The sequence below is a fragment of the Nitrospira marina genome (genome assembly GCF_059568365.1).
Map to the genome: position 1 here is coordinate 1,039,090 of NZ_JCANTH010000001.1, position 24,149 is coordinate 1,063,238.

General features: G+C 48.2%; 17 protein-coding genes. 12 read left to right on the top strand and 5 right to left on the bottom strand.

What is annotated here, in order from left to right:
• Positions 1-949 precede the first annotated feature (949 nt).
• The 10 genes from LX98_RS04345 (at position 950) to LX98_RS04390 (ending at position 16,356) form a co-directional block, all read left to right on the top strand.
• Positions 950-2,584, top strand: a complete 1,635-nt coding sequence (locus LX98_RS04345; protein WP_496427728.1) for a glycosyltransferase family 4 protein — start codon at positions 950-952, stop codon at positions 2,582-2,584.
• Between the two features lie 579 nt (positions 2,585-3,163).
• Positions 3,164-4,255, top strand: a complete 1,092-nt coding sequence (gene wecB / locus LX98_RS04350; protein WP_496427729.1) for a non-hydrolyzing UDP-N-acetylglucosamine 2-epimerase — start codon at positions 3,164-3,166, stop codon at positions 4,253-4,255.
• Between the two features lie 273 nt (positions 4,256-4,528).
• A complete protein-coding gene (locus tag LX98_RS04355) occupies positions 4,529-5,980 on the top strand; it encodes an oligosaccharide flippase family protein (protein WP_496427730.1) in 1,452 nt (483 codons plus the stop codon).
• 13 nt (positions 5,981-5,993) lie between these two features.
• Entirely contained in the window at positions 5,994-7,034 is a 1,041-nt protein-coding gene (locus LX98_RS04360) for a glycosyltransferase (protein WP_496427731.1), read from the top strand.
• Positions 7,035-7,190: 156 nt separating this feature from the next.
• Positions 7,191-8,645 (top strand): O-antigen ligase family protein, encoded by a 1,455-nt coding sequence (locus tag LX98_RS04365; protein WP_496427732.1) that lies wholly within the window; start codon positions 7,191-7,193, stop codon positions 8,643-8,645.
• A gap of 39 nt (positions 8,646-8,684) precedes the next feature.
• Entirely contained in the window at positions 8,685-9,902 is a 1,218-nt protein-coding gene (locus LX98_RS04370; protein ID WP_496427733.1) for a glycosyltransferase, read from the top strand.
• A 91-nt stretch (positions 9,903-9,993) separates the two neighbouring features.
• The gene (locus LX98_RS04375) at positions 9,994-11,037 is read left to right on the top strand and encodes a glycosyltransferase (protein ID WP_496427734.1); all 1,044 of its coding nucleotides are present in this window, start codon (positions 9,994-9,996) and stop codon (positions 11,035-11,037) included.
• A gap of 4 nt (positions 11,038-11,041) precedes the next feature.
• Positions 11,042-13,285: a glycoside hydrolase domain-containing protein gene (locus LX98_RS04380; RefSeq protein ID WP_496427735.1), complete on the top strand. Its 2,244-nt coding sequence runs from the start codon at positions 11,042-11,044 to the stop codon at positions 13,283-13,285.
• A gap of 107 nt (positions 13,286-13,392) precedes the next feature.
• Positions 13,393-15,126: a heparinase II/III domain-containing protein gene (locus tag LX98_RS04385; protein WP_496427736.1), complete on the top strand. Its 1,734-nt coding sequence runs from the start codon at positions 13,393-13,395 to the stop codon at positions 15,124-15,126.
• A 9-nt stretch (positions 15,127-15,135) separates the two neighbouring features.
• On the top strand, positions 15,136-16,356 hold the full coding sequence (locus tag LX98_RS04390) for a glycosyltransferase (RefSeq protein ID WP_496427737.1): 1,221 nt from the start codon (positions 15,136-15,138) through the stop codon (positions 16,354-16,356).
• A gap of 59 nt (positions 16,357-16,415) precedes the next feature.
• Here the strand turns inward: LX98_RS04390 and LX98_RS04395 are convergent, their stop codons facing one another.
• From LX98_RS04395 to LX98_RS04405, 3 genes are all read right to left on the bottom strand, one after another.
• Positions 16,416-17,129 (bottom strand): hypothetical protein, encoded by a 714-nt coding sequence (locus LX98_RS04395; protein ID WP_496427738.1) that lies wholly within the window; start codon positions 17,127-17,129, stop codon positions 16,416-16,418.
• Positions 17,130-17,137: 8 nt separating this feature from the next.
• Positions 17,138-17,725, bottom strand: coding sequence for a phosphoribosyltransferase family protein (locus tag LX98_RS04400; RefSeq protein ID WP_496427739.1), 588 nt, complete (start codon positions 17,723-17,725; stop codon positions 17,138-17,140).
• Positions 17,726-17,957: 232 nt separating this feature from the next.
• Complete coding sequence (locus tag LX98_RS04405; protein WP_496427740.1) at positions 17,958-18,119, bottom strand: hypothetical protein; 162 nt, start codon at positions 18,117-18,119, stop codon at positions 17,958-17,960.
• A gap of 430 nt (positions 18,120-18,549) precedes the next feature.
• On the opposite strand from LX98_RS04405, the gene LX98_RS04410 reads away from it, so the two are divergent.
• Both LX98_RS04410 and LX98_RS04415 read left to right on the top strand, forming a co-directional pair.
• Positions 18,550-19,059, top strand: coding sequence for a hypothetical protein (locus LX98_RS04410; RefSeq protein ID WP_496427741.1), 510 nt, complete (start codon positions 18,550-18,552; stop codon positions 19,057-19,059).
• Between the two features lie 283 nt (positions 19,060-19,342).
• Positions 19,343-21,721 (top strand): tetratricopeptide repeat protein, encoded by a 2,379-nt coding sequence (locus LX98_RS04415; protein WP_496427742.1) that lies wholly within the window; start codon positions 19,343-19,345, stop codon positions 21,719-21,721.
• 112 nt (positions 21,722-21,833) lie between these two features.
• Here the strand turns inward: LX98_RS04415 and LX98_RS04420 are convergent, their stop codons facing one another.
• Together LX98_RS04420 and LX98_RS04425 are read right to left on the bottom strand one after the other, a co-directional pair.
• Positions 21,834-23,315, bottom strand: a complete 1,482-nt coding sequence (locus LX98_RS04420; protein WP_496427743.1) for a GNVR domain-containing protein — start codon at positions 23,313-23,315, stop codon at positions 21,834-21,836.
• Positions 23,316-23,397: 82 nt separating this feature from the next.
• Positions 23,398-24,144 (bottom strand): CpsD/CapB family tyrosine-protein kinase, encoded by a 747-nt coding sequence (locus LX98_RS04425; protein WP_496427744.1) that lies wholly within the window; start codon positions 24,142-24,144, stop codon positions 23,398-23,400.
• Between the last annotated feature and the right edge of the window lie 5 nt (positions 24,145-24,149).

The following is a 24,149-nucleotide window of genomic DNA, read 5'->3' on the forward strand; positions in this document are numbered from 1 at the left end:
AAAACGCTAGACATATGTCTGAAATTAATCGAGTGAAATTGATAACTACGTAGTAACACTGTTATATTAATAATACATATTACTTCAGATTTTAAATTAGTTTTTTCTAAAATTCATACCTAAATACTTGTTATTAATATAAATTTATTTGCACGATTTTTTGTTACCTATTCGGTATATATTTTGCTTTATTTGGAATGTTATTAGCTGTTCCTTTTAATAAATAGTTGCTATGCACGATTCGATTTGTGTATGTTTATCAGCTGTTGCACTTAATAATTTTATCTTACGAATTTATAATAATATAATTATTTTCATAAGTGCTATGGGTTCGGTATTAATTTCACCTCAATTCTTTTATCTTCCTCAATTCATTTCCGCCTTTTCCATTTCAAATCCTTGTAGAACTGGTGATGTGTTACCCGATATTGCGTCGTAATACTCGGGGCAGGTAAATCGGTCGGTTTCAAAATTTGTTTTTCAATGAGTGCAGGGCATTCTACTGTTTGGCTTTTCGTCGAGATTTTTCTGCATCTCTAAAAAGGTCGCGAGCAAACCGTCATGAGGGAAAGCGAATGATCTCTTTGAACAGGAAATTCGTTCGGATTCACCTGCTGAATCAATAGGGCTGTTACGGAATCCGGATCATTTTTATCAATTGCTCGGGATAAACTCAGGTTGAAACTTTTGGTGTAACTTTTGCGTTTGAATTGAGTGTTTAGCTCATTCGTCTTCAGAGAAAACCTATAACTTCTGCTTGCTCCCCCGGCAAGTGTTTACAAATTTGTTCTTGTCGAAAGGTATCATTGTTGATCTGACAAGGACCTTTCATTGGTTATCGGGGCTGGAGTGAAAAATTTTTTCGAAAATTCGATCCCAGTTCTCGGACGCACAGCGTTATTTTTTAATCATAAATTGCCCTTATTTATCTCATCTGTTTGAGGCGTGAATGACAGGGATCCTGTTCTATGCATTTTTACTCTCTATTTTGATTGGCACCCTCTTGACCCCATGTCTCATGCTTGGTGCAACCAGAATGGGAATACTCGATCAGCCGGATCTGCGAAAAGTTCATAAAGAACCAATCGCCAGAGTTGGGGGCATTGCCTTTGCGTTAGGTGCGTTGGTTGCCATTGGCTATTGGGCACCTCACCATCAGGTGGTGCTTGGCACGTTGGCGGGTGCCCTCATCATCGTTTGTATGGGGAGTCTGGACGACTTTTTCGATTTGCCGGTTCGTTACAAATTTATGGGGCAGGTGTTGGCGGCTGGAGTAGTTGCCCTATCCACCGGAATTTCATGGCAACCACTTTCGTCCCTATTTGGCGTGGATCTGCCCTCCTGGGCATCCATTGCCTTGACGATATTCCTTCTGGTTACGATGACGAATGCCATGAATCTCTCGGATGGACTGGATGGATTGGCGGGCGGCCTATCCTTTGCCAGCTTCGCACTGGTTGCTTATTTGGCCTACCAAATCAATGACAGTTTAGTCCTGTATCTTACGCTTCCGGTCATGGGTGGGTTACTGGGGTTTTTAAGATTTAATACCTATCCTGCACGAGTTTTTATGGGAGACGGGGGTAGTCAGTTTCTGGGATTTGTATTGGGTGTGTCGGCGTTGCTTTTGACGCAGTCTGATCGCTCTCCGATCAGCTCCTGGTTAGTGATGTTTATCTTTGCTGTCCCGTTGATGGATTTGGTCGCAGTAACCATGCAACGACTGCTTTCAGGGGGATCTCCATTTAAGGCTGATCGGCAACACGTTCATCATAAGTTGTTATCGCTCGGTTTTTCACATCATCAGGTCGTTCTCATTCTCTATGGCTTGCAACTAATGTTGGTTATGATGGCTTATGGAGCCCGCTGGAGTAATGATGAGTTCCTAATGGGAATGTATCTTCTCATGCTGGCCGGGTTTGGTGGGTTTTATTATGGTGTGGGATCCGGTCGATTGCACCCAAATACTTCTCGAAAATGGAGTAAGGCGTTAGTGTACTGGCGAAATTGGGTCGATTCGAACCATTGGCTTTCCCAATGGTGCCTATATGGTCTGTTGGTCGGCATGATGGGATTTTTTCTGCTGGGGGTGCTTTCTTCTTTTTCCATACCTACGGAGATTTCGTATCTTGCTTTGGGACTTGTCGGGTTGGTGTTGGTTGGTATGCTGGGGAATGAGAAATCGATTCTTCTCACTACCAGGATGGCACTCTATCTGGGATCCACGTTCGTTCTGTATTGGGTCGAAGATGTCCTATCAGAAGCGGCATCGCCCCTAGCGGGACTGTTTCAGGGATTTTTTATTCTGCTGATCATCGGGTTGTTGTTAGCGATTTATTTGGACAAAGATAAACGGTTTCAGCCTAACCCCATGGATTATTTATTACTTTTCCTGGCATTAATGTTACCAGGAGTGCTGAAGTTTCAAATTGGAGCAGTGCATGTAGGCGAGATGATGGCTAAACTCATTGTTCTCTTCTTTGTCTGTGAGGTCTTGCTGCAGGCATATTCGTCCAAGATGCGCCATTTGAGATACGTCTCAGGGGTGGTCTTGCTGAATCTAGCAATCCGTGTTTTTTGGTAAAGAGGAAACCGGACTCATAAAAATCGGCCCGTCTTTATCAGGCAGTGGATGAACAATGAATGACCGGTGCATGCTTCGATCACTCCATTCTGATCCAACCGCGAATCTGTGCCTAGGATGAAGATTCCATAACACACACCATCCATTCTGTTCTTTGTCGTATGAAAACTGACTGGTTTAGTCGTGAACGGCTGATTCAGATGCTTTAAATTTTTATCCACATTGAGATTTTCGTTGGAAGAGGGACGCGGTTTGGGTAAGGGCGCATGCTCATTTGAGAGGTAAGACATTATCCTTGCGAGGCTAAGAAAGAGAAATAGTGACAAATACAGAGCTCCCCGGCATCGACTGAAACCAATTTCAGATGTTGATGGGGGTTGATGTGGTTGCTTCTCATGCGCAAAATGAGATGAAACCATTTCCCGGCTCATAAAATTCTCCGAGCCTGTTAATCATTACTTTTTTCGAAACGTGGACATCCGTCCCCGTCTCACATTGAAAAACCCCACATGATCGCGGGCTTTTTCGAAGGGGAGCAGTTCCTCATGCAAGCTTTTTTATTCATTTTCAGGTAAACCCATGAAAAGAATTGATCTGATTGCCGGAGCCAGGCCGAATTTCATGAAGATTGCTCCAATCATCGACGCCCTGAAGGCGGCGGAGGGGCAGGGTGGACCGTTACGGTTTCGACTGATCCATACAGGACAGCACTATGACCGGGCTATGTCCGGAAGCTTCTTTCAGGATCTCGGAATCCCCGAGCCAGACATAAATTTGGAAGTAGGGTCAGGCACGCAGGCTGAGCAAACCTCCGCCATTATGGTTGCGTATGAAAGGCTGCTGTTAAAGGACAAAAGCGACCTGACTCTCGTTGTAGGGGATGTGACATCGACTATGGCCTGCTCCATCGTGGCCCGTAAGCTGGAGGTTCCGGTGGCGCATGTTGAAGGAGGCATCCGCTCGGGCGACTGGGCCATGCCGGAGGAGATCAATCGAGTCGTCACCGACTCCATCACCAACTGGTTTTTCACTACGAGCGAGACGGCTAACGACAATCTACGCCAGTCCGGCGTTTCGGACTCCCGCATCTTCTTTGTGGGCAATACGATGATCGATACCTTATTCAAGCAGCTTCCGAACTTGCGTCCACCCTCCTGTTGGGAAGCACTCGGGCTTGAGGCGCAGCATTACTTTGTCGTCACCTTGCATCGACCGGCGAATGTCGACGGGGATCAGCAATTGTTGCGGCTTCTGCATGCTATTTCCGAGAGCACACACGGGCTTCCTGTGGTGTTTCCCGTGCACCCCCGCACCGCCAAGAATCTTCGCGATCTCGACAGCCGGACCCCACAACTCAACTATATCGATCCGCTAGGCTATCTGGAATTTAACTACCTGGTGAAACATGCTCGTGGGGTAATTACCGATTCCGGAGGCATTACCGAGGAGACCACGGTACTAGGGGTGCCGTGCTTGACCCTGCGTGACAATACGGAGCGTCCTGAGACCATTACGATTGGAACCAATGAACTTATTGGTACCGATCCGAACAAGCTCCCTCCGGCGCTTGCACGATTGATGGAGGGCAAGTGGAAAAAAGGCGCTATTCCTCCGAAATGGGACGGTAAGGCGGCAGAACGAATCGTTGAGCACTTGGAACGATTGCTGTAAAAAATATAAAGCCTCTGCGCTGACCTCAATTCGCTGCCTTACAGTGGCAGGCATGGAGAGGCTATTGTCCATTTCCTGGACAAGGTCAAAGAGGACAAAATACTATGAATATGGTCCAATTGTTTCATGGAGTCGACCTTTCCGGTAGACCAACATCTTTCGGAAGACACTGAAAATTAATTTGAAGGTTTCTGGCACGGGTCTTTTGTGGGAGGCAGGGGGCATGCCGATCACATATTCATCGCTCCCGTAACAAGTCTGCAAGTGTAATCCATGGCAAAAACTGCTCTCCAATACTTGTCCGGAGTTTTCTGGGTCGGTTCAGGAAACCTTCTGGGGATGGTGGCTGCGCTCATGACCATGGTCATGGCGGCACGTCTAACGACTAAAGAGGAGTTGGGGGTATATTTTTTGGTTATGATGGTGTCCCACTTTGCGGCGATCGCCGGAGATTTTGGACTGCGAAACACTGCGACAAAAATGCTCTCTTCAAGTAAACCTTCTGATGTAATCGAAACGGCCAGATTTTTTGTGACTATTGCATTCATCTCGTCTATGATGACCGCACTTGTGGTCATGGTCGCACTTCCTTTTCTCGAAACCCTTTGGCCATATCCTGAGTTTAGGAAGTATGCTTGGTTGGGGGTTCCACTCGCATTCCTTGCAATTAACTTTCAAATGGTGAACTCTCTGCTTGTCGGGGCAGGTAAGTTTCGGGAATTATCGGCTTTGGGAGTCGGGACAGAAATTTTGAGGGCGGTCTTTTCTGTGTCGGCATTGCTTTACGGGTTTGGCGTGGCCGGGCTTTTGTGGGGGATGATCCTAGCCCGTGTGTTCGGAATAGGCCTCGCCTGGCGACTGCTTCCCGAGCAGTTTGGTCTCGTGCTTCGACATCCGGCAGCGATGGAAATAATCAAATTCGGAGGGTGGATGTACGGGTGTTCGTTACTATCGGTGGTTATGGTGAAGGCCTCTGACACGATCCTGGTGACATACCTGGGTACGGCCACACTGGCGATTTTTTCGACATCCATGCAATTGCCGAGCGCATTGCTGCGCCTATTTGACTCGATTAGGCCGGTTCTTTTGGGGTATGCCTCCTCAAGGGAGAGTACCGGGACGGACCTCCTGGTCGAATCGATTCGTATCGGCGCCGGGTTACTTGCCGTGGCAGCCACGGTTCTTATTGGAATTGCCGATCCGCTGATGACCATTCTCTTTTCAAGCGCCTATAGTGGTGGCGTAAACATCATGCAAGCGTTGTGTGCCTGGACCGCTCTTTCAATCGTCAATTATTACTTTTCAATAAATTTAGTGGGAACCGGTCACCCGCAGAAGGCGTTTGTGTTGATCATTCCGCAAGTGATCATCAGCATCGGCACAGCACTGTGGCTTGTTCCGACATTCCAAGGTCTGGGGGCCGCGATGGCGTTAATTATCACGTCCCTGCTTGGGAACTTTATTGGGGCTTGGGTGGCGGCCGGAAGAAATGGCGCAATGTTCCTCTCACTTAATGCGTCTCATCTCAGAGCGGCTATCCCTTTATTATCGCTCCTTATCGGAGTCAGCATGATCGATTACTCGGGAGGACTGATGATGGGTATGGTGGGTGGAACATTAGCCTTTCTCGTCTTGCTCCGGGCTGTCACCTATCAAGATGTACGGCAGTTGTGTTGTATCTTTGCCGATCGACTCGATGTCGGCGCCAGGAGCGGGAAATCATAGGAAAAGGTCTCCAATGAAAGTGTTGTTTCTCACATACCCGCGAATCGGACTAAATAGGGGCGGACTGCAAATTCAGATTGAGGAAACAGCGAAGGGATTGGAGGAACGTGGGGTCGAAGTGATCTTCTACGATCCCTGGCGCAATCAGATTCCTGATGTGGATATATGCCATGTGTTCAGTATTGACGGCTCGGTGGTTTCTCACGTCCAACGTTCGATGGCAACCGGTAAACCGGTAATCGTCTCTTCCGTACTCAACCTATTTCATCTGCACCCGTCATTGATGCGGATGAAAGTCTTATCGTCGGCGTTCATTCCAGGCATGTATTCTGACCTCAAACGGGCAAATCTGATGCTCCATGCGGCCTCGAGGGTCATCGCCTTAAATGAAAATGAACGCAAGCTCTTATCCACGGTTTTTTCTCTCCCCTCTGAGCGAATTGCTACCATTCCCAATGGACTCAAGTCATCTTTTGCAACAGCTGACCCATTGCTGTTTGCGGAAAAATATGGCGTAAAGGATTTTGTGCTCAACGTGGCGTCCATTGAAGAGCGGAAGAATCAACTCACCCTGATTTGTGCTATGAAACGTATGCCGTATCCCCTGGTCATCATAGGTAACATTCGTTCAGAACAGGAGGAATATATTTCCCGTTGCCGTGCACAAGCCAATAAGCAGGTGATTTTTACCGGAAGTCTGGCCCATGATGATCCGATTCTGGCGTCGGCCTATCGTGCAGCTAAGCTTTTTGTGCTTCCCAGCTTCTCCGAGGTCATGCCGTTAACCCTGTATGAAGCGGCTGTTGCCGGTTGCCGGGTCATTGCCTCGAAAAATGTTCCGGTGGCAAGTCCTTTACAACACTTAATTTCTGTATTCGATCCCCATTCTCCGGAAGGTCTCGCTTCACTCATCACAACAGAGATGGAAAAGCCCCGTAGTGAGGAACTGCAATCCGTTGCGCGGGACATGCCTTCATGGCAACAGGTATGCGAACAAATTCATGAGAGTTATAAGACCGCGATCTTTCATTCACGTGGGGACAGCACAAGGTAGTCGTTATCAGGTCGGAATTTCCACCTGGTAGATACGGAAGAGTGTTGAGGCAAGAAAGAAGTTCCAGATGTTTGATCTATTCTGTCGAATAGATTCTGTATTTTGTCTGAGACAGACGTTAGTTTATGAAAAATTGAGAGCAGGCAATTGCACGACATGCTAACTATGGAATTTTCCCACGAAAGTCAGCCTTGGCATAAGGATAAGGTTTTAGCAACGTTGGATGGGGGCATCTATTCAGGTTTTGCTTGGCTGGACATGGCAATGCTGCTGGCGTTGTGGGGACTGGTTTTCGTGTGCTCGGTCCTGAGTCTTGGAGTTGTCGCACCTGCGGCATTTTTGGCATTGACCACGATCCTAATCTTTCGAAATCCCAGTAACGGGCTGCTCATCTTGCTGCTCATCTTTTACGCTCCAGCGGTGACGGTGGGTGTTCCGAATGTTTTTTCCGTTGTGGTGGCATTGACTCTGGGATTAAACGTGGTCTTGTATCCCGCTTCCCTTGGGCGGCTTCTGCACCGTTCGAGCCAGGTTCTTTTCGCTGCCGGGGCCTTCGTCTTATTCGGGGCGGTGCAAACAGTTTTCTCGGAAAACATGACCTTGGCTCTACCGTACTACTTGAAGTATGTCGAAGGTGTTGTCTTACTCGTGATTCTGATCTTGACGGTAAAAACGCCCGTTGATCTTGGCAGAATACTGATGTGGTGGGCGATCGTGGCCGGACTGGCCACGATTCTTAAGGCTATTCATATCATGCTTGGAGACCAGACGGTGCTCTATCGCATGATGGAAGCCAGGCATATTCATGATCAGTTCGGTCTTGAAGACCGCATCAATATTCTCCATGGTGGTGAGAGCGGAAGGCGATTCGTATTGCCCGGTGAAGAGCCGAATTATACCAGCACGGGTCTGGTCTTTCCCCTGGCGCTCGCGCTGGCCTTTCACAGTGCAAGTGCGGGGGTACGAAAGCTATTTTGGACCTTCGTTGCGTGCATGACGGCGATTGGATGTGTGGGCACATACAGCCGAAGCGGTTTCCTCGCGACTACTCTCGTGGTGGGGCTTTATCTCTTGCGTGGAAACCTTGTAAAGGGAATCATTCCAGTTGGCGTTTTCGCCGGAGCCCTCGCCATGGCCGTCATGTTCATTCCGGCCCTGAATAAGCGCATTTTTGGTATTGGGGATGCCGTCAACGAGGGCGCAACCGGACGATTTACATTATGGAAACAGGCACTGGAAATGTGGTTTGATTCCCCGATTTTCGGGAATGGCATGTCGGCTTTTTATGATCGGTATCATGTTGCCGTTCATAATAGCTATTTACAGGTTCTTGTCGAAACGGGAGTGGTGGGATTTGCGCTATTTCTCGGTGTTATTGTCGTTGCCATTTTTGCCGGCAGAAAACTACGGATGGGAAGTGCGATAGGCGGCGAATCAAATGATATTCATCTAAGTCGCATCGCTCTCTCCGGAGTACTTGGCTTCTGTTTCATGATTGCAACGGTCACGTATCAGGATGTAAAACTTTTTTGGTTGGCCTTGGGAGTGTATGCCGCCATTTCACTTGTAGGGCAAGGTTCAAAGTCTGTCGGGTATGCACCGGGGCCTTGACAAATGGCCGTATTAACCCCTCAATCAGTTTGGTAACGAATGAATAGGTCAGACAAGAATGTCCTGTTTTTTGTCCCAGAATGGCCAGCGCTTGATAGCGCGATCTTGCATGCGCAGGTTCTCTCGGTCGCATCGTTTTTGAATCAGGAAGGCTATTCGTGTCGTTTTGCAGGTGCTGAAATTACACCATCGCGCGCGCAGGAGGCTGTTGCAGTGATCGCCGCGCAATATCATGTACGGGCTGATGTGCTCCCTGTTCTTTTGCCGCATGCCGGTGCTTGGGGTTACTGGCACTCCTGCTGGCAGGTCTATGCCTCCATGCGCTCGGAACTCGCAGGTGCCGGTATTACCCATGTCTATGCACGGTCGTTTATCGGGTCGATGTGGGCCCGAAGGTTGGCGCGAAAGCTCGATGCCATATCGATCTTTGATGTCCGGGGACTGGTTGGGTTGGAGAAACAACTCACGAGTGGCTCAACGATGAAATCCCGGTTCATTTCCCATCTCGAGTTGCAGCAAGGCCGCCGAGCTGATCGCCTCACTACGGTATCAGAGAACCTCAAAGAATATCTGGAAGATAAGATCGGCCGTCACGATGTGACCGTGATCCCGTCATGTTTTAACGAAGCCAGATTTTTCTTTGACTCGAACGCTCGGAGTGAGATTCGCCAGTCGCTCCATCTCAATCAGAATGATATTCTGTTGTGTTACTCAGGCGGAATGAGTGCCTGGCAAAGAATTGGTGACATCATATCCCTTTTGAAGAGGGTTTGTTCGGCTGATAATAGGTGTAAAGCACTGTTTTTAACCACAAGCCAAGCGGAAGTGACTGGCCAACTTCAGACGGTCCAGTTCCCGGCGGGTCAGTCTTTTGTTCGGGGATGTGTCCATCAAGACGTCCACCGGTATTTGTCAGCAGCCGACATTGGTATCATTTTGCGGCACGACACTCCCGTCAATAATGTGGCGAGCCCGGTGAAGGTAGGCGAATACTTAGCCTGTGGGCTTCCGGTCATCCTCACACGCGGTATTGGTGATTACAGTGATATGCTTCCAGCAGCCGGTGTAGGAATGCTTTTGGATGAGAAAACCGATATTGCCGATCAAGTCCTCCAATTCATCCATCAAAACAATTTTGGAAGTCTGAGAGACAAGGCCATTCGTTTCGCTAAAAACAGACTCACCATGTCGGCGAATCTTAATCAGTATCGCCTGCTCTATGGTGGAAGCCCGGCGAACAGGGTTTGGAAATGTTAAGCTGCCTCATAGGAGGTGTTGCTGCAAAATCCCGTAAAGGCATCCATCCGGCCTTCCCCTACTGTCTATCCTTGGTAACCAAACGTACGTGATGAAAATTCTTCTTGTCGGACCTTTGCCGCCACCGCTGGGAGGTGCGACGGTTCTATTTGGTCAGCTCGTCGGCGAATTAGGTAAGCGGGAAGATCTGGTGGTTGAGGTCATCAATACGACGCGGATTGAACGCACAACAATGAAAAACCTTATTCACGCGTTGCGAAATCTTTCGGCACTGTTGCGGCGGATCCGTAAGGTTGATGTTGTCGGATTCCATGCATCGATTCTTGGTGCTGCGCTCTTCGGTCCTCTCCTTGCGGTAGTCTGTTGCCTTTTCCGGCGGCCCTGGATTTTCAGAGGCTTTGGCGGATTTTATCCTGATTGGTACCTTCAAGCTTCAGCGCCTGCCCGTTGGATTTTTCGTCATACGGTGCTGGCGGCGGACATTGTCTTATTTGAAACGCATCGTTCCGTTAAATTCTTCAGCGCTATCTCTTCACAACCGGTGTACTGGTACTCCAATAGTCGTGTCTTGGCATCCGCGTTGCCCCCGATCAAAGAAATGAATGAACGAGGGGCACGTCATTTTGTGTACCTCGGCCATGTAAGCGAAATGAAGGGTGTGGATAATCTGATTCAGGCATCAAAGGCAGTCAAGAATGTGACAGTCGACGTGTACGGCCCCTTAACTGGGAATGTCGGTGAGACCGACTTTGCCGAGAGTGGAGCGAAATATTGTGGAGTAGTCTTACCTGAAGAGGTTCCAACGGTACTGGGCGGCTATGACGTTCTTGTCCTTCCCAGCCGCATTCCGACTGAGGGGTACCCAGGCGTGATTCTGGAAGCTTTTACTGTTGGAATGCCGGTCATTGCTTCCCGCATTGGTGCGATAGCGGAAATCGTGGACGAACGAAACGGGATCCTCATTGAACCGGGCCAGATTTCTCAACTTGTCGTGGCAATGGAAATGCTCCGTGACAATCCGAAGCAGTTAACTTCCCTACGACGCGGCGCGCGGGAAGCCGCAAAGGCTTTTTCGTCCGGAAAATGGACCGAGGAGTTTGTCCATCATTGTCACAAACTTTATTCGGGAGGGTGAACCCATGCGGTATGCAACTTTGTCCGTGAATAATGAAGGAAAAATTTACACGATGGACTGCAGACAATTTGCGGATGACGTGAAGCCTGGCCAATCTGAAAGAATGACATTTCAGGGAAGTCGGCTCCATATCCTGTCTCTGTACATGGTGATGAGTATCATGGTGTTGAGCGGTATTACGGACAACGCCGTGGCAGGCGTGCTGACTGTCATGGAATTTGGGCAGAAACCTAACTACTCCCTTTCTACAGATGAAGGCGACATCGGTCAGCTTACCGACGGGAGAATCACATCATTTCCCATGTGGGAGAGAAAAGAGGCCGTGGGATGGTCCGCACGCGCGCCAGTCACCATACGACTTCGTCTTGATGATGGAAGTTCGGTGCAGTCCCCCAAAGCCGGCATGTTGCGGGTGCATACCGTGAAAGGTTTGTATGCAGGTGTAGATGTGCCAAGGCAAGTTGATGTATATGCGCCAGACCGCCAGAACAATCTCCAACTGGTCGGGTCGCTGGCTTCGGATTCAGCGAAGCTACAAGACAAGGAAGTGCATTGGCTAGATATCGACATCAGTGCAGCCACCGGCGCCTTAGTTATGGTCGTGCATGCCACTGGCCAATTTTTGTTTATGGACGAGATCGAGTGGCGTCCTTCTGGTCTTGGGCGAATGCCCGCACAGACATCTATCGTCCCGAATGTCGAAACTGCCCTGAAAGAAAGTACGCATCGAACTAGTCAAGCCCTTTTAAGGATCCTAGAAGCGGAATCCAGGAAAATGGCTGTGCCTTTGGACCGCTGGGCGATGCATGCATGGGTCCAGGACCCCTGGGCAGAGATCGAGCCCGCTGACGCGAGAGAACGCATAAACGATCCGCTGTCTGAGCTTGATATACGAGGGTACGCGGGGGAACGTGAGTCTGCATGCCTTGGGATTGTGGTAGGGGAGGCGGTCGTCACAAGCGGTCTGCGCGTTACGATCGATGGTCTTCCAGCCGGATCTGTGAAAATATTTGAGGTGAAACTGGTTGTGGCGGCCAATGGACAACGTGTCTATGACCCGCTTGTCCCGTTGAACGACCTGGGGCAATTGACCGTCCAGCCTGGCATACCTAGCTATATTTGGCTGGATGTGAATTTGACGGCACTTGGCCCCGGCACTCATCGCTTCGAACTTCGCTTTGAAAGTAGCAGTAGTGTTATCTCGGTGCCCGGCAGCGCAACCGTCACGGCCACTGATGTCACCCCCATTAGACCTTTACGCGCGATCAATTGGGCGTACCCTTCAGATATGCCAATCTTCCATAATCCCGAAGCTGCTGTCCGTGATCTGGTGGATCACGGTATCAATGTTTTCGTGACGCAGCCGGAAGAAATTCCTGGCTTTGCCCTCGATGGCACCTGGGAAGATAGAGAGGGAGGTCAATTTGTAAATAATGTGGAGCTGGCCAAACAACATGGGATGTTACTCCTTTATATGGGTTGGGATGCAGGAAGGAATCCCCTCGGGTTTTCAAAAACCAAACAGACGATTGATCCTGCTGCGAAAAAGCGGCTGCTTGCATGGGTTGGAAAAGTATTTGCCTATCTCTCTGCCAAAGGACTGCCTCCAGACCGATGGGCCTTTTATCCCACCGATGAGCCGAACCGCACGGGTCTACAATTGGTGAAGGTTTTTGCTGAAACAGTTAAAAGGTGGAATTCGTCTATACAGATTTACGCGAATCCCATTGTACAACGAAGTTCGCCTATCGAGATGTCCGATCTCCGGAATTTGGACCCACTGGTAGACTTCTGGCAACCTCAAATACCAGCCCTCCATGGTCCTTTGGGTGAATTTTATAAGGGGCTCCGCAAGGAATGGTGGCTTATTAGTAGCCCAAAGTCACCAGCGAAGCTTAATTCACCGTTGCATGAATATCGAATGCTTGGATGGTGGGCATGGCACTATGGGGCAAAGGGCGTGGGGTTCTGGTCATATAGTGATACGACGGGAAGCTCAGCCTGGCTTGATATTGATGGGTACCGCTCAGACTTTGCCGTGGTCTATGAGTCGGAAGATGGCATTGTCAGCAGCCGTCGCTGGGAGGCCTTCCGAGAGGGCCTCGAAGACTATAGACTACTCGCTGCGCAAAGCCAGCGCGTTCAAAAATCTTTGGGCACTATAAACCCGGAAACACTCGAGAGCTGGCAATCTGCTGATCTTGAGGCGGTCCGCCGAACTCTTTTGGGTGTTTCCTCTCAACCGTAGCGGTCCAAGACTATTTCTATGCTACGTGTTGCGCACATCTTCAAGATCAGCGGACCCTTTCGGGGACCGTGCATGTTTTTAAACTTTTGACCTGACTGATATTCCTCATGAACCGTATCTTGCTGTATGCCAGGACTCTGGCCTATCTGAAGATTTCTCAACTTGCCTATCTCTTCCTCCGTCGGGTTGTTCCACAGATTTCCTTTCAGCACGCCCGAAAGCAGATTGTGAGGCGACCGAACATTGCCATTAAGACGAGTCCTTCCGTCTTACAATCGTCTGGAGAAGATTACCGTTTCGTTTTTCTTAATCAAGGCGTGAAGTTTAATGAGGACCAGATGGATTGGGTGTGCCGGGACCGATCAAAACTCTGGCGCTACAACCTGCATTATTTCGATTATCTCCAAGATCCTCATCGTTCCGTGGAAAGCCGGTGCCACGTCATTTCGGATTGGATTGAACAGAATCCATCTGGAACGCCGGATGCCTGGGAACCCTATGCGGCATCATTGCGGATTGTAAATTGGGTGAAGTTCTTTCTTTCACTGGCACATGATTCCATTGATAACCGGGAAGAAGGCAAGGGGACAATGCAAGAGCCTTCCTCTGGAGTACTTAAGGCCGAATGGCTGAAGAGTTTGTACCAGCAGGCGCTATGGCTGGAACGAAGTATTGAATACCACTTTCTGGCCAACCATTATCTGAAAAATGGTGTTGCCCTTTTTTTTGCCGGAATGTTTTTTGAAGGTCGAGATGCCGAACGGTGGTTGCAGAAGGGTTTAAGGATTTTGCGCGAGGAAATCGACGAACAGTTTCTGGCGGATGGCGGGCACTTCGAGCGAAGCCCTATGTACCATTCGATTAGCGTCATGGATTACGTAGATGTCTTAAATCTGATGATGTCTTCCAGACAAGCCATGGTCTTTCCCGAAATGGATCATGTGAGGGAGAAGACGGTGCAGGCTCTAAAATTTTTACATGACATTTGTCTCCCTGATGGAGACATCCCATTGTATAACGATTCCGCATTCAAGATTGCCTTGTCTCCGTCACGAATTTTTGAGTACGCCAGGGAGGTCATGGGGTACCATGTGCCGGCACCTACAGCAGGTCTTTTCTCTTGTGCCAAATCTGACAGCGGATATTTTGTCATACGCAAAGGAGGAGATATGATGGTCATCGATTGCGGGTCAATCGGGCCTGACTATAATCCTGCCCACGCTCATTGCGATACATTGAGTTATGAATTGTCCCTCAACGGTCGCCGCATTATTGTGGACAGCGGCGTGTTTGACTATGAGCCCAGCCCCCAACGCGCCTATGCCCGCAGTACGAAGGCACATAATACTGTGGTTGTGGACGGGCAGGAGCAATCCGAAGTTTGGGGAGTGTTTCGCGTGGCCCGGCGGGCCAATCCGTTGTTTGCGCATTTAACACATTCGGGCGATGGGCACGTGAAATTTAAAGGTGCCCATAATGGATACGCCCGGCTTCCCGGGAAGGTGATTCACCAACGGTCAATTGAGTTCGATGGTTCCTCGTCCTGGAAGGTTACTGATGAAGTTCAAGGGGGAGGGACACACCAAATAGACAGCTATGTTCATTTACATTCTGAGTGCCAGGCCACTCAGATTGGTCAGACAGTCAGAATATCTGACAAGGACGGCATTGCACTCCTTTGCATTGAGAACCTTGGGTCAGGCGATATGAAGGTCGAACAGGGATGGTTCTTCCCTGAATTTGGTGTGGCGTGCAACCAGAGTGTAATTGTCTTGACCCGTACCGGGCCATTGCCCCTGTCACTTACCTACCGAATCACCAAGACCTCCGCATCTGTCTAAGGCCACCCCGTGCAGATTCTGTTTTTGTCACATTATTTCCCGCCAGAGGTCAATGCTCCAGCCTCACGCACTTTTGAGCACTGCCGGCAGTGGGTGAATGATGGTCATTCGGTTACGGTCGTGACCTGCGCACCCAACCATCCACGCGGCATTGTCTATGAGGGGTATCGCAACAAACTCTTTCACCGTGAAAACCGGAATGGCATTCAGGTGATTCGGCTATGGACCTATGTGACGGCCAACGAAGGGTTTCTGAAACGGACGCTCAACTATCTGTCCTATATGGTTGCGTCTGTGCTTGTCGCCCCGTTTCTCTCACGGTGTGATGTGGTCCTTAGCACTTCTCCGCAATTTTTCAATGGGCTCGCAGGCTATCTGGTCAGCCGCCTCAAGCGTGCCCCCTGGATCCTTGAGATTCGTGACCTCTGGCCTGAGTCTATCGTGGCGGTCGGAGCGATCACCAATCGACCAGTGATTCGGTTTTTAGAAGCTCTGGAGTTGTTTGCCTATCGCCATGCTCACCACATCGTGGCCGTCACTGATGCCTTTAGGTCGCATATATGCATGAAAGGTATCCTCCCTGAAAAGGTGACGGTCATTAAAAACGGGGTGGATTTCACCTTGTATAAGACCAGCGCAGCCCGCACTCGCTTGGCACATGAATTAGGACTTGAGGGAAAGTTCGTAGCCTCGTATTTTGGGACCCATGGAATGGCCCACCACCTTGAAACGATCCTGGAGGCTGCCAAAGACCTGAGCGAGTGGAAGGATATTGTGTTTCTTCTTGTCGGCGACGGCGCCGACCGGCGTCGGCTTGTGGCCATGCGGGATGGGATGAAATTGTCCAATGTCGTGATGCTCGATCAGCAGCCGAAGGATAAGATGCCGGAAATCTGGTCTCTTTCGCATGTTAGTCTTGTCCTGCTCAAAAAATCCCCCATTTTTAAAACGGTAATTCCTTCTAAGATTTTCGAGAGTATGGCCATGGAGCGGCCGGTCATTCTTGGCGTGGAAGGGGAGAGCGCTGAACTTGTCATCTCAGCGGGAGGGGGGATCTGCATTGAACCGGAAAGTTCATCAGAATTAGCCAGCCAAGTATTGAAACTGTCTCGCGATCCGGCTATGTGCCACGTGCTCGGGGCGAGTGGCAGACGCTATGTGCTGGAGCATTTCGACCGCCGGGTCTTGGCGCGGCGATTTGCTGATCTCATGGAACGTGTCTGTCGATAAACTTCGTGTGTCCTATGAATGGGGCGGCGGAATGTTTTCCATCCCTCATGGAAGAAATACTAGGATCGAAAAGTCGTAGGCAGGCATTGCGAGATGGAGCGGCGAAGGGTACGGGCAAATTTTCGTGTCAACGCAAAATAATCCCAGCGGTTCAAAGCAATCACGGTGCTCTGTGCAAGAAGCGCTTGGTTTTCCACCACACGTTCTTTAAGGTGGATGTGTTGCGTGGTCTTTAGAGACATGTCCTTGCTCCACCTTTCGAATACTCGAAGTGCTTCTAACAAGTCAAATGTAATCAGATGAACGTGCCCATTCGAATTGGTCATTCGAAAGGGGGCTAACAGAGTCAACCCTACTCCTTCATTTGACATGTCCGACAGAATTTCCATGCGGTCATCTATCACGGCAATGTCTTCCGGGCCATACCCGAGCTCATCTTTGATGCGCGGTAAAATCAAACTCTTTCTTAATCCTTTTAGTAAGGTCTGTGTGGTTTGTTTGTATTTAATTGCGCAATCCCAAAGTTCCTGTGCGGCATAGAACCGAACATTTTTTGTTGCATCGATCTTCAGCAATTTCAGTATTTGTTCCGCTTCGGTTTTGTGTCGATGGGTTAGTATCGCAATTGTCGCACCGCTATTAATTAGACATTCGCCGGTATCCATGCCATGAAGTGGAGAAAGCGCAGCGTCGTTTCGGCCGTTCGTTCCAATGCTTGTGACGAGAACGCCATCAAGATCAACCAATAATAACTTCTTGTTCGGTCTTAGCAACACATGCCTCATGCATGAGGTTGGACGAGCCAGCTTTCATAGTCCTGCCGGTATGGGCTATTTCTCGACCAAGGGAAATGTTGGACTCTCCGTCCGATAAATACGTCTGGTCGTATTTCTTCCTTATGCGTGATATCGGGGTGATTCGACCAGGCGAGAACTGCAGTTTTGATCGAACTTGCTCCAGCCGTGCTGAGTATGTCCTTTGCTGAGATGAGGGTTTGACCTGTTTCGATAGCATCGTCAATAAGTAAAATGTTCTTTTTGTAAACGTTTGGAGTCAGTTGAGGTGAAAACGGGGCTAAGGATGAATATCGATTCATGGCATATTTAAGCGGAAAATTGAGGATGGGAACTTGATACCATGCCGACGTGAAGGTCACTAACCCTGGAATCATTGAAAACTTCTCTTTGATCAGGCTTCCTTTTCTTTGAATTCGTATCGTTTCCATGGGGATGTCAAGGGTTAATGCGATCACCTTCGCCATTAAAAATCCGCCACAGGCAATTCCGATGATCAGCTCGGGTCGGTCCGGAAATGTTGAAACCCGACGTGCAACCGTCCGGCTGAGGGCAATAGCCTCATTCAACGTCATAAATAATTTTTCCTGCGTACGAGCGAATTTTTCTGAAATTTCTGAGTCGTTCACGATGATATCGATTTTGGTAGGTTTTAATCGATAGGGGAGTCATTTTCAGATCTGTGGAGTCGAAAGATAGTGTGTTTTAATATCTCCTGTCCAATTTTTAATAGGTTGGACAAGTTTCGGTTATCTGGCACCTCCTTTTTACGTAAAAAGTACTACGTGTTAGTAACCATTTTAGCCATCATGAATTGATTAGGGGGTGACTGCCATAGATCAAAGGGTGTTTCGCCCCCCATTGGCGATGGCTGAAAGTCGGTCGCCGAGTGGCCGCATCGATGGGGGTCGTCTCCGACGCCCGTATAATCCGCACGATCTGTTCTTTAAGGAATCGCTTCTTCTCCATGTCGGTCCTCCTCAGGTTGCGGAAAACCGAACCTCGCGCTGGTTCACATTTCTGGGGCATTCCAGTTTTCTTGACATAAACCTCTATCCACTTTATTATTTTGCTATCTGTTCCGTTTTCAATGTTGCGTTTCTTTTCTTTGTCCTGTGGTTTTAGTTTCATACTTCTATTATTCAGTCAATAGTTTCGGTTTTCAACTCCCCCCATCACTCGTAAAAATATTGGTTCTAGTGTCTCTGCTTTTTTAAGCTACGCTGCACAGCATTTTAAAGTATATGTGTGGTGAGCTCTAATTTTTAAGGAACAAGCCTATATGATACGGGATTGGAGAATAATTTTATTTCTGAATTTCGTTTTGTTTCTGTGGCTGCCCGTGCACGCAGCACTAGCGATGGTCGTAACGGACCTAAGCGGAGTGCTTAATAATAATGTGAATGAATTTGCTTCAGGAGATCAGGTGACCACCTTTGCCTTACACCTTTCGTCTTCATCTGACAATGATTTTGGATTTGAGAGGGAATTGCCTGGGTCACTTACTTTCAATTCCATTGTTTCAAGTAAAAATGTCCCTGATCCCGGTAATTTTGGTGTAAGTGCGGGAATTTGGTCGTTTAGTGATGATGTGGTGAACATTGGGTTAAAGCAGAATCTCAGTGCTGGAAGTATTTTTTTAATATCAGAAGGTCTTGGTACGCTGGAATTTCTTCAACAGGTTTCTGGAATTGATGTGAATTTCCCAGGGATCACGCCATATTTCAATACATTACAAATTGCAAGGAATATCCCATTCTTAGATTTTGGTCAGCCCGTTCTCCATTCAGGTAGCCACTTGGATGGTCTTGCTGTGGCTCCTGTTCACATCCCCCCGGTAGCTTTGTTGGTTGGCTCCGGGATCATCGGGCTGATTGTGATCGCACGGAGAAGCCTGTTTGTCCGATAATGTCTCAGCTTGGTAGTTTTTAAGGTATCCCTTAGGAAATCCCTTGTTCTCAACTGACAGGGGTATTGTGTTATCCGCATTTTTTCTTGCTAATTCCACGCGGGATTGCCTGCCCAGCATTTATCAGTTGCCTTTTTCATTCTATTGGCCGGTTGGGTCATGTGCCGGAGGGGGCCTGATTGTTTTTAGCTCCACACGTCTCGAGTTAACCACACTTATGAAACAGCCACCCTCAAAGTTTTTCATGGCCTCTTGTTGATCCATGAATGAATCCAGTAAGGGTATGCCAATTTCTCTGACCAAATGGGGCAATCTTTTTCTGTCTGTCATCATTCTGTGTGGATGTGGAAGTGCGGAAGAGCGGAAAGCTTCTTTCGTGACCAAGGCTAAGAAGTTCATTCAAGAGGAAAATTTTCCAAAAGCCAGGGGGGCTTTGCGAAATGCCCTCAAGATTGATCCCAAGGACCCTCAGGTGTATTTCCTGTCTGGGCAAGTTTCGGAGAAAGAGGCCAATTGGCCAAAAGCCTTTCGTCAGTATGCGAGGGGCGTCGAATTAGATCCCACTCACCAGGCGGCTGTGGGACGATTGGCGCGATTTTATTTAGCCGCGAAAGACATCAAGGCATTGCAGGGCTTATCCGATTCCATATTGGCCCGTGATCCTCATGATGTCTTTGGACATACTCTTCAAGTCTGTGTGTGGTTTCTCCGCGGAGAGCACTCCAGGGCCCTTACAAAAGCGGATTCTCTTCTTGAGCAACTTCCCACTGATTCCAACATTCTGTTGATGCTCGCCGCTATTTTTTCTGCTAATCGTGAATTGGACAAGGCTCAATCGGTTCTCCAGTTGGGGTTGAATGTCCACCCCGATCATGTCGATCTCCTGAATTATCTGGCGACAATCTCGATCGGGATGAAGGCTTTTGACAAGGCGGAAGCTATCTATCTCCAATTGCTTGCCAAAGAACCGCGTGGGTATGCACATCGCGATAAGCTGGCTGGGCTTTATCGGCACCTGGGGAAGCCCGACAAAGTCTTGGCCATTTTGCGTGAAGGGGTGGCGCTGGATCCGAACGATGAGCGGCGTTGGAAGAGTTTGGTTATGTTTGCTGATAGTTCACAGCGGGAAGCTTTGCTGGAAGAGTCGCTTCAAGTCTTACCTCACTCGTTCACCCTCCGGTTTCTTTTAGGAGCGCATTTTGAGCATATTCAAGAATTTCAAAAGGCCCGTAAGATGTACGAAGCGATTGTTCTTGAAGCGGAGACGAGTGAGCAGGGCATAAAGGCGGAAGTTGAACTGGCTAAGATTGATGTTGTTGAGGAGAACCCAAAAGCAGCCCAGATCCGCTTGGCAAGCGTGTTGGAAGAAAACCCCGGTCAATTTGATGCGTTGCTTCTGAAAGGGGAATTAAGCGTAGCGCAAAATGAGGGCAGCCCGGCCGTCGGAACATTTCGAATTGTCTTAAGAGATGAGCCTAATAGTAGGGATATTCAGAGGGTAATGGGCCAGGCGCATATGTTGGCCCAAGAGTTTGAGATGAATCAGGGAAACTTGGAAAAAACTGTGTCGCTCAATTCCCGACAGCTTGACGTCTTTTCAGCGTTGGCCCGCCTCTCTGGTCGACAGGGCCATTTAGAAAAGGCTCAACAATATCTGGAATCCATTCTTCAAGTGGTTCCCACTCATTCTGAAGCCGCATGGTCGCTTTTCCAGATAAAATTGGCTCAACGTCAATGGGCAGAGGGAGATGGTATGATTGCCCGTTTCGAGGAATCCGTCTGGTCTGGCTATCAGGTGGACCTAGCAAAAGGAATTCTCGCTTCGGGACTTCAACAATGGGACCTCGCCGTGCAAGCTTTTAGTCGGGCTCAACAAACCAACCTTCATGCGATGCCTCCTTTGGCAGCGTTAATCCATGCGTATCTTGAGCAACGACAGCCAGAGCGCGCACGGGATTATCTACAGAAGCTAGTGGGAAGCCATTCTGACCATCCATTTGCATGGGGGCTATTAGGTGCCGTGTTCGTTCAATTGCATGATAGGCCGTCTGCCCTCTCTGCCTATCGGAAGCAAATGGAGGGAAATCCCATGTGGGTTGAGCCCTGGAAAGATTGGGCCATGGTAAGTTGGTCTCTGGGCAGAAAAATAGAAGCGATTGATATGTTGAATGAAGCGTTAACCATTCATGTCCAATCTCCCATTCTGTTGAAGGCGTTAGCCTCCTTCTATCAAGCCAATGGTCAAATTGACCTGGCGATTCGGCAATACGAATTGGTGTTGAATCATTCCCCCAATGATGTCCTGGCAGCAAATAATTTAGCCTTCTTATTGGCAGAAGAAAAGGGGGATGTCCGAAGTTTGGCATATGCGGTTGATCTGACCCGGAACTTTGAAGCCAGAACGCAGAACCCGTTTCTGCTTGATACATTGGCCTGGGTGTATTTCAAAATTGGGCTCAATGAGGAGGCGACCAGGGTGTTAACAAAAGCATTAAGTAAGGCACCCGATCATGGATTACTTAACTATCATTTGGGAATGGTGGCACTCAAAGCTGGTGATCGAATTATGGCTAAACAGTATCTTGAAAAAGCGATGAATCGGTCATCGGAATTGGAGCATACGGAAACTGTCCGTCAGGTGTTGGCGGACATAAACTCATAAGTTAGTTGAACTTCTTAAAAGTAAGGCCCCTTGTGTTTTTTTTTGAGAGATACCGAAACGATGATGGTGTCAAGCCTGCAGAATGTTGTCCTCGCCTGGGCTTACGCTGGATTTAGCTTCTATATCTAATACTGGTGAGGACAGGGATTCCCTGCTCAAGTGAAGCCTGTTCTGGCCTTGTGTACCCCCCTTTGAAAAATTCTGCTACGAAGGCCCAGGCCGTTCCACTCAGCATCCCCAACAAAATTCCAAAACACAATATAAAAGACTTATTGGGTTTGATGGGTTGGATGGGAATAGAAGCCGTCTGAATGACGCTTACATTGGCCATCTGTCTGTTGTCCATTTCTGTGGAAACATGGGCCATTTCAAATTTTTCAACATACATCCGCAAATTTTCTTGATCTTTGTGAACCTCACGTTGAAGGGCATCAAACTGTTTCTCCAATGCATTCAAGTGGACAATTTGAGTGTCGACCTCTTTTATTTGTCCCAAGATAACTTCTTGCTTGGTATTGAGAGAGCTTACTTCAGATTCGGTTTTAAGAAGAGCAAGCTGAAGATCCTGATAGACAGGGTTTCTTCCCCGGGTGACTTGATCTTTTAGCTGATCTTCTTGGTCTTGGATCGAAGCCTGAATAAGTGCTATTTCTTCACGAATGTCAGTAATTATTCGACTGCTCTCCTGATATTTTCCCAGGAGTTGCTGCTCCTTTCGCTTGAGAGCCAAGTACTCATTTCGTGTTTCTGCGATTCGTTGATGAAGCTGTTCGTTGACAGTCATGATGGGAATGTATTCGGCAATATCTTTTAATTGGTCCCTTATAGAAAAAATCTTTGAGCCTAATCCCCTTACTTCATCTTCATTAGATTTCAATCTGCTGTCTAAATTTTGTCGTTGTTCAAGTAACAGAGTCCTCTGGTCTAATAGGGAGGAAATTCTATTCTCTCTCTTAAAATCTTGTAAAATGGTTTCTGACTGTTCCAACTTTTCACGAAATGTTTCAACTTGATCTTCCAAGAAAGAGGCCTGAGGATTGCTGAAAATAGCAAGGTGTTTTTCTTTCCAGAATTCACCAAGTAAGTTTACCGCTCTGGCAGCTATCTCTGGAATGGCGTGTTCAAAATTCACGAGTATGACATTCGATTTCCCGGACCTGGTTACAGAGAGATTTCCTGAGAAATTTATTAATGCAGCTTCAAGAGGCGAAATGGTTAATTCATCCTTTTCAAGGATTTCTGGATATAAGTTTTTCACCTCAATTGCCTCCACAACCTTTTGGCTGAGATCTCGGCTTGTCAATATGGTAATTTCGGGATCAATAAGCGTCTCAAGATCAAACACCATTTTGGGGTTTTGATCTCCTACCTCTGCGCTGTACATATGCTCCCTGCCGACTTTCACCATAAGACTTGACTCTGCTCGATAAATCGGCGTCATCTTCATCGCAATAATCAAAGAAATAATCGTAAAAAATACGAAGATGGCGATGATCTCACGTCGATGCTTGAAAAGGATTGTGAGGATATCTCGAATACTGAAATAATCAATCTCGTGGTTATGGCGTGAGGATTGGGAGGGATTTGTACTCATAATTAATGTATCGGTATTGGAAGGGGGGGGACCCTCGTTTTATCTGTAGTCTCGATCCAAGTTCTTCCCCTAAATTATGGGATTATAATTTCGAATAGATCCAGTTTGGGATGTAATAACGCTGTTTATTGAAGACCATGCCAAGAAGATTTCCACCACTGTGTGTAATCCGATCTCTGAGATTTGATATGACTTGTGACCGGGTTTTTTCTGCCTCTACCACCATTACTACCCCATCAGCGGCTGCACACAACTCCAAGCCCTCATCAGAAATATCGATCGGTGCGGTATCGATGATAATCATGTCAAACTGTTTTCGTATATGGGTCCATAAATCTTGCTTGCCTGTTGTGACTTCATGATGAACGGTTTCTGAGCCATCTCCGGACAGCAAGGCGAGGAATAAACGGGAATGGAGAACAGGCGTGATGGCCTGATCTAAATCTCCCCCATTACGCATAATATATTGCAAAGATGTTTTGGGAGGAACTCCAAAGAATTGATGTTGGGTTATTTTTTGAGAATCTCCATCCACCAGCAACACGGACTTTCCCTGTGTTTCAACCAGGACTCTTCCGAACTCCTGAACAATGGTGGAGACCCCTTCCTGGTTCCTGCTACTGATAAATTGAATAATGTTGTGGTGAGAATCAGGAAGAAGGCCGGCAAGGCGTTGTTCCAGTTGCACCATCTCTCGCCTCATTTTGAGAGGAGGTAAATTGGAAACGACGACCGGTTGCGAACGTGGGCGTTCTTCTATCGGATGGATCTTGATGACTTCAAGTTGATTTTCGTAGGCCTGTTGCAAGGCCTCGTATACTTTACTCATTTGGG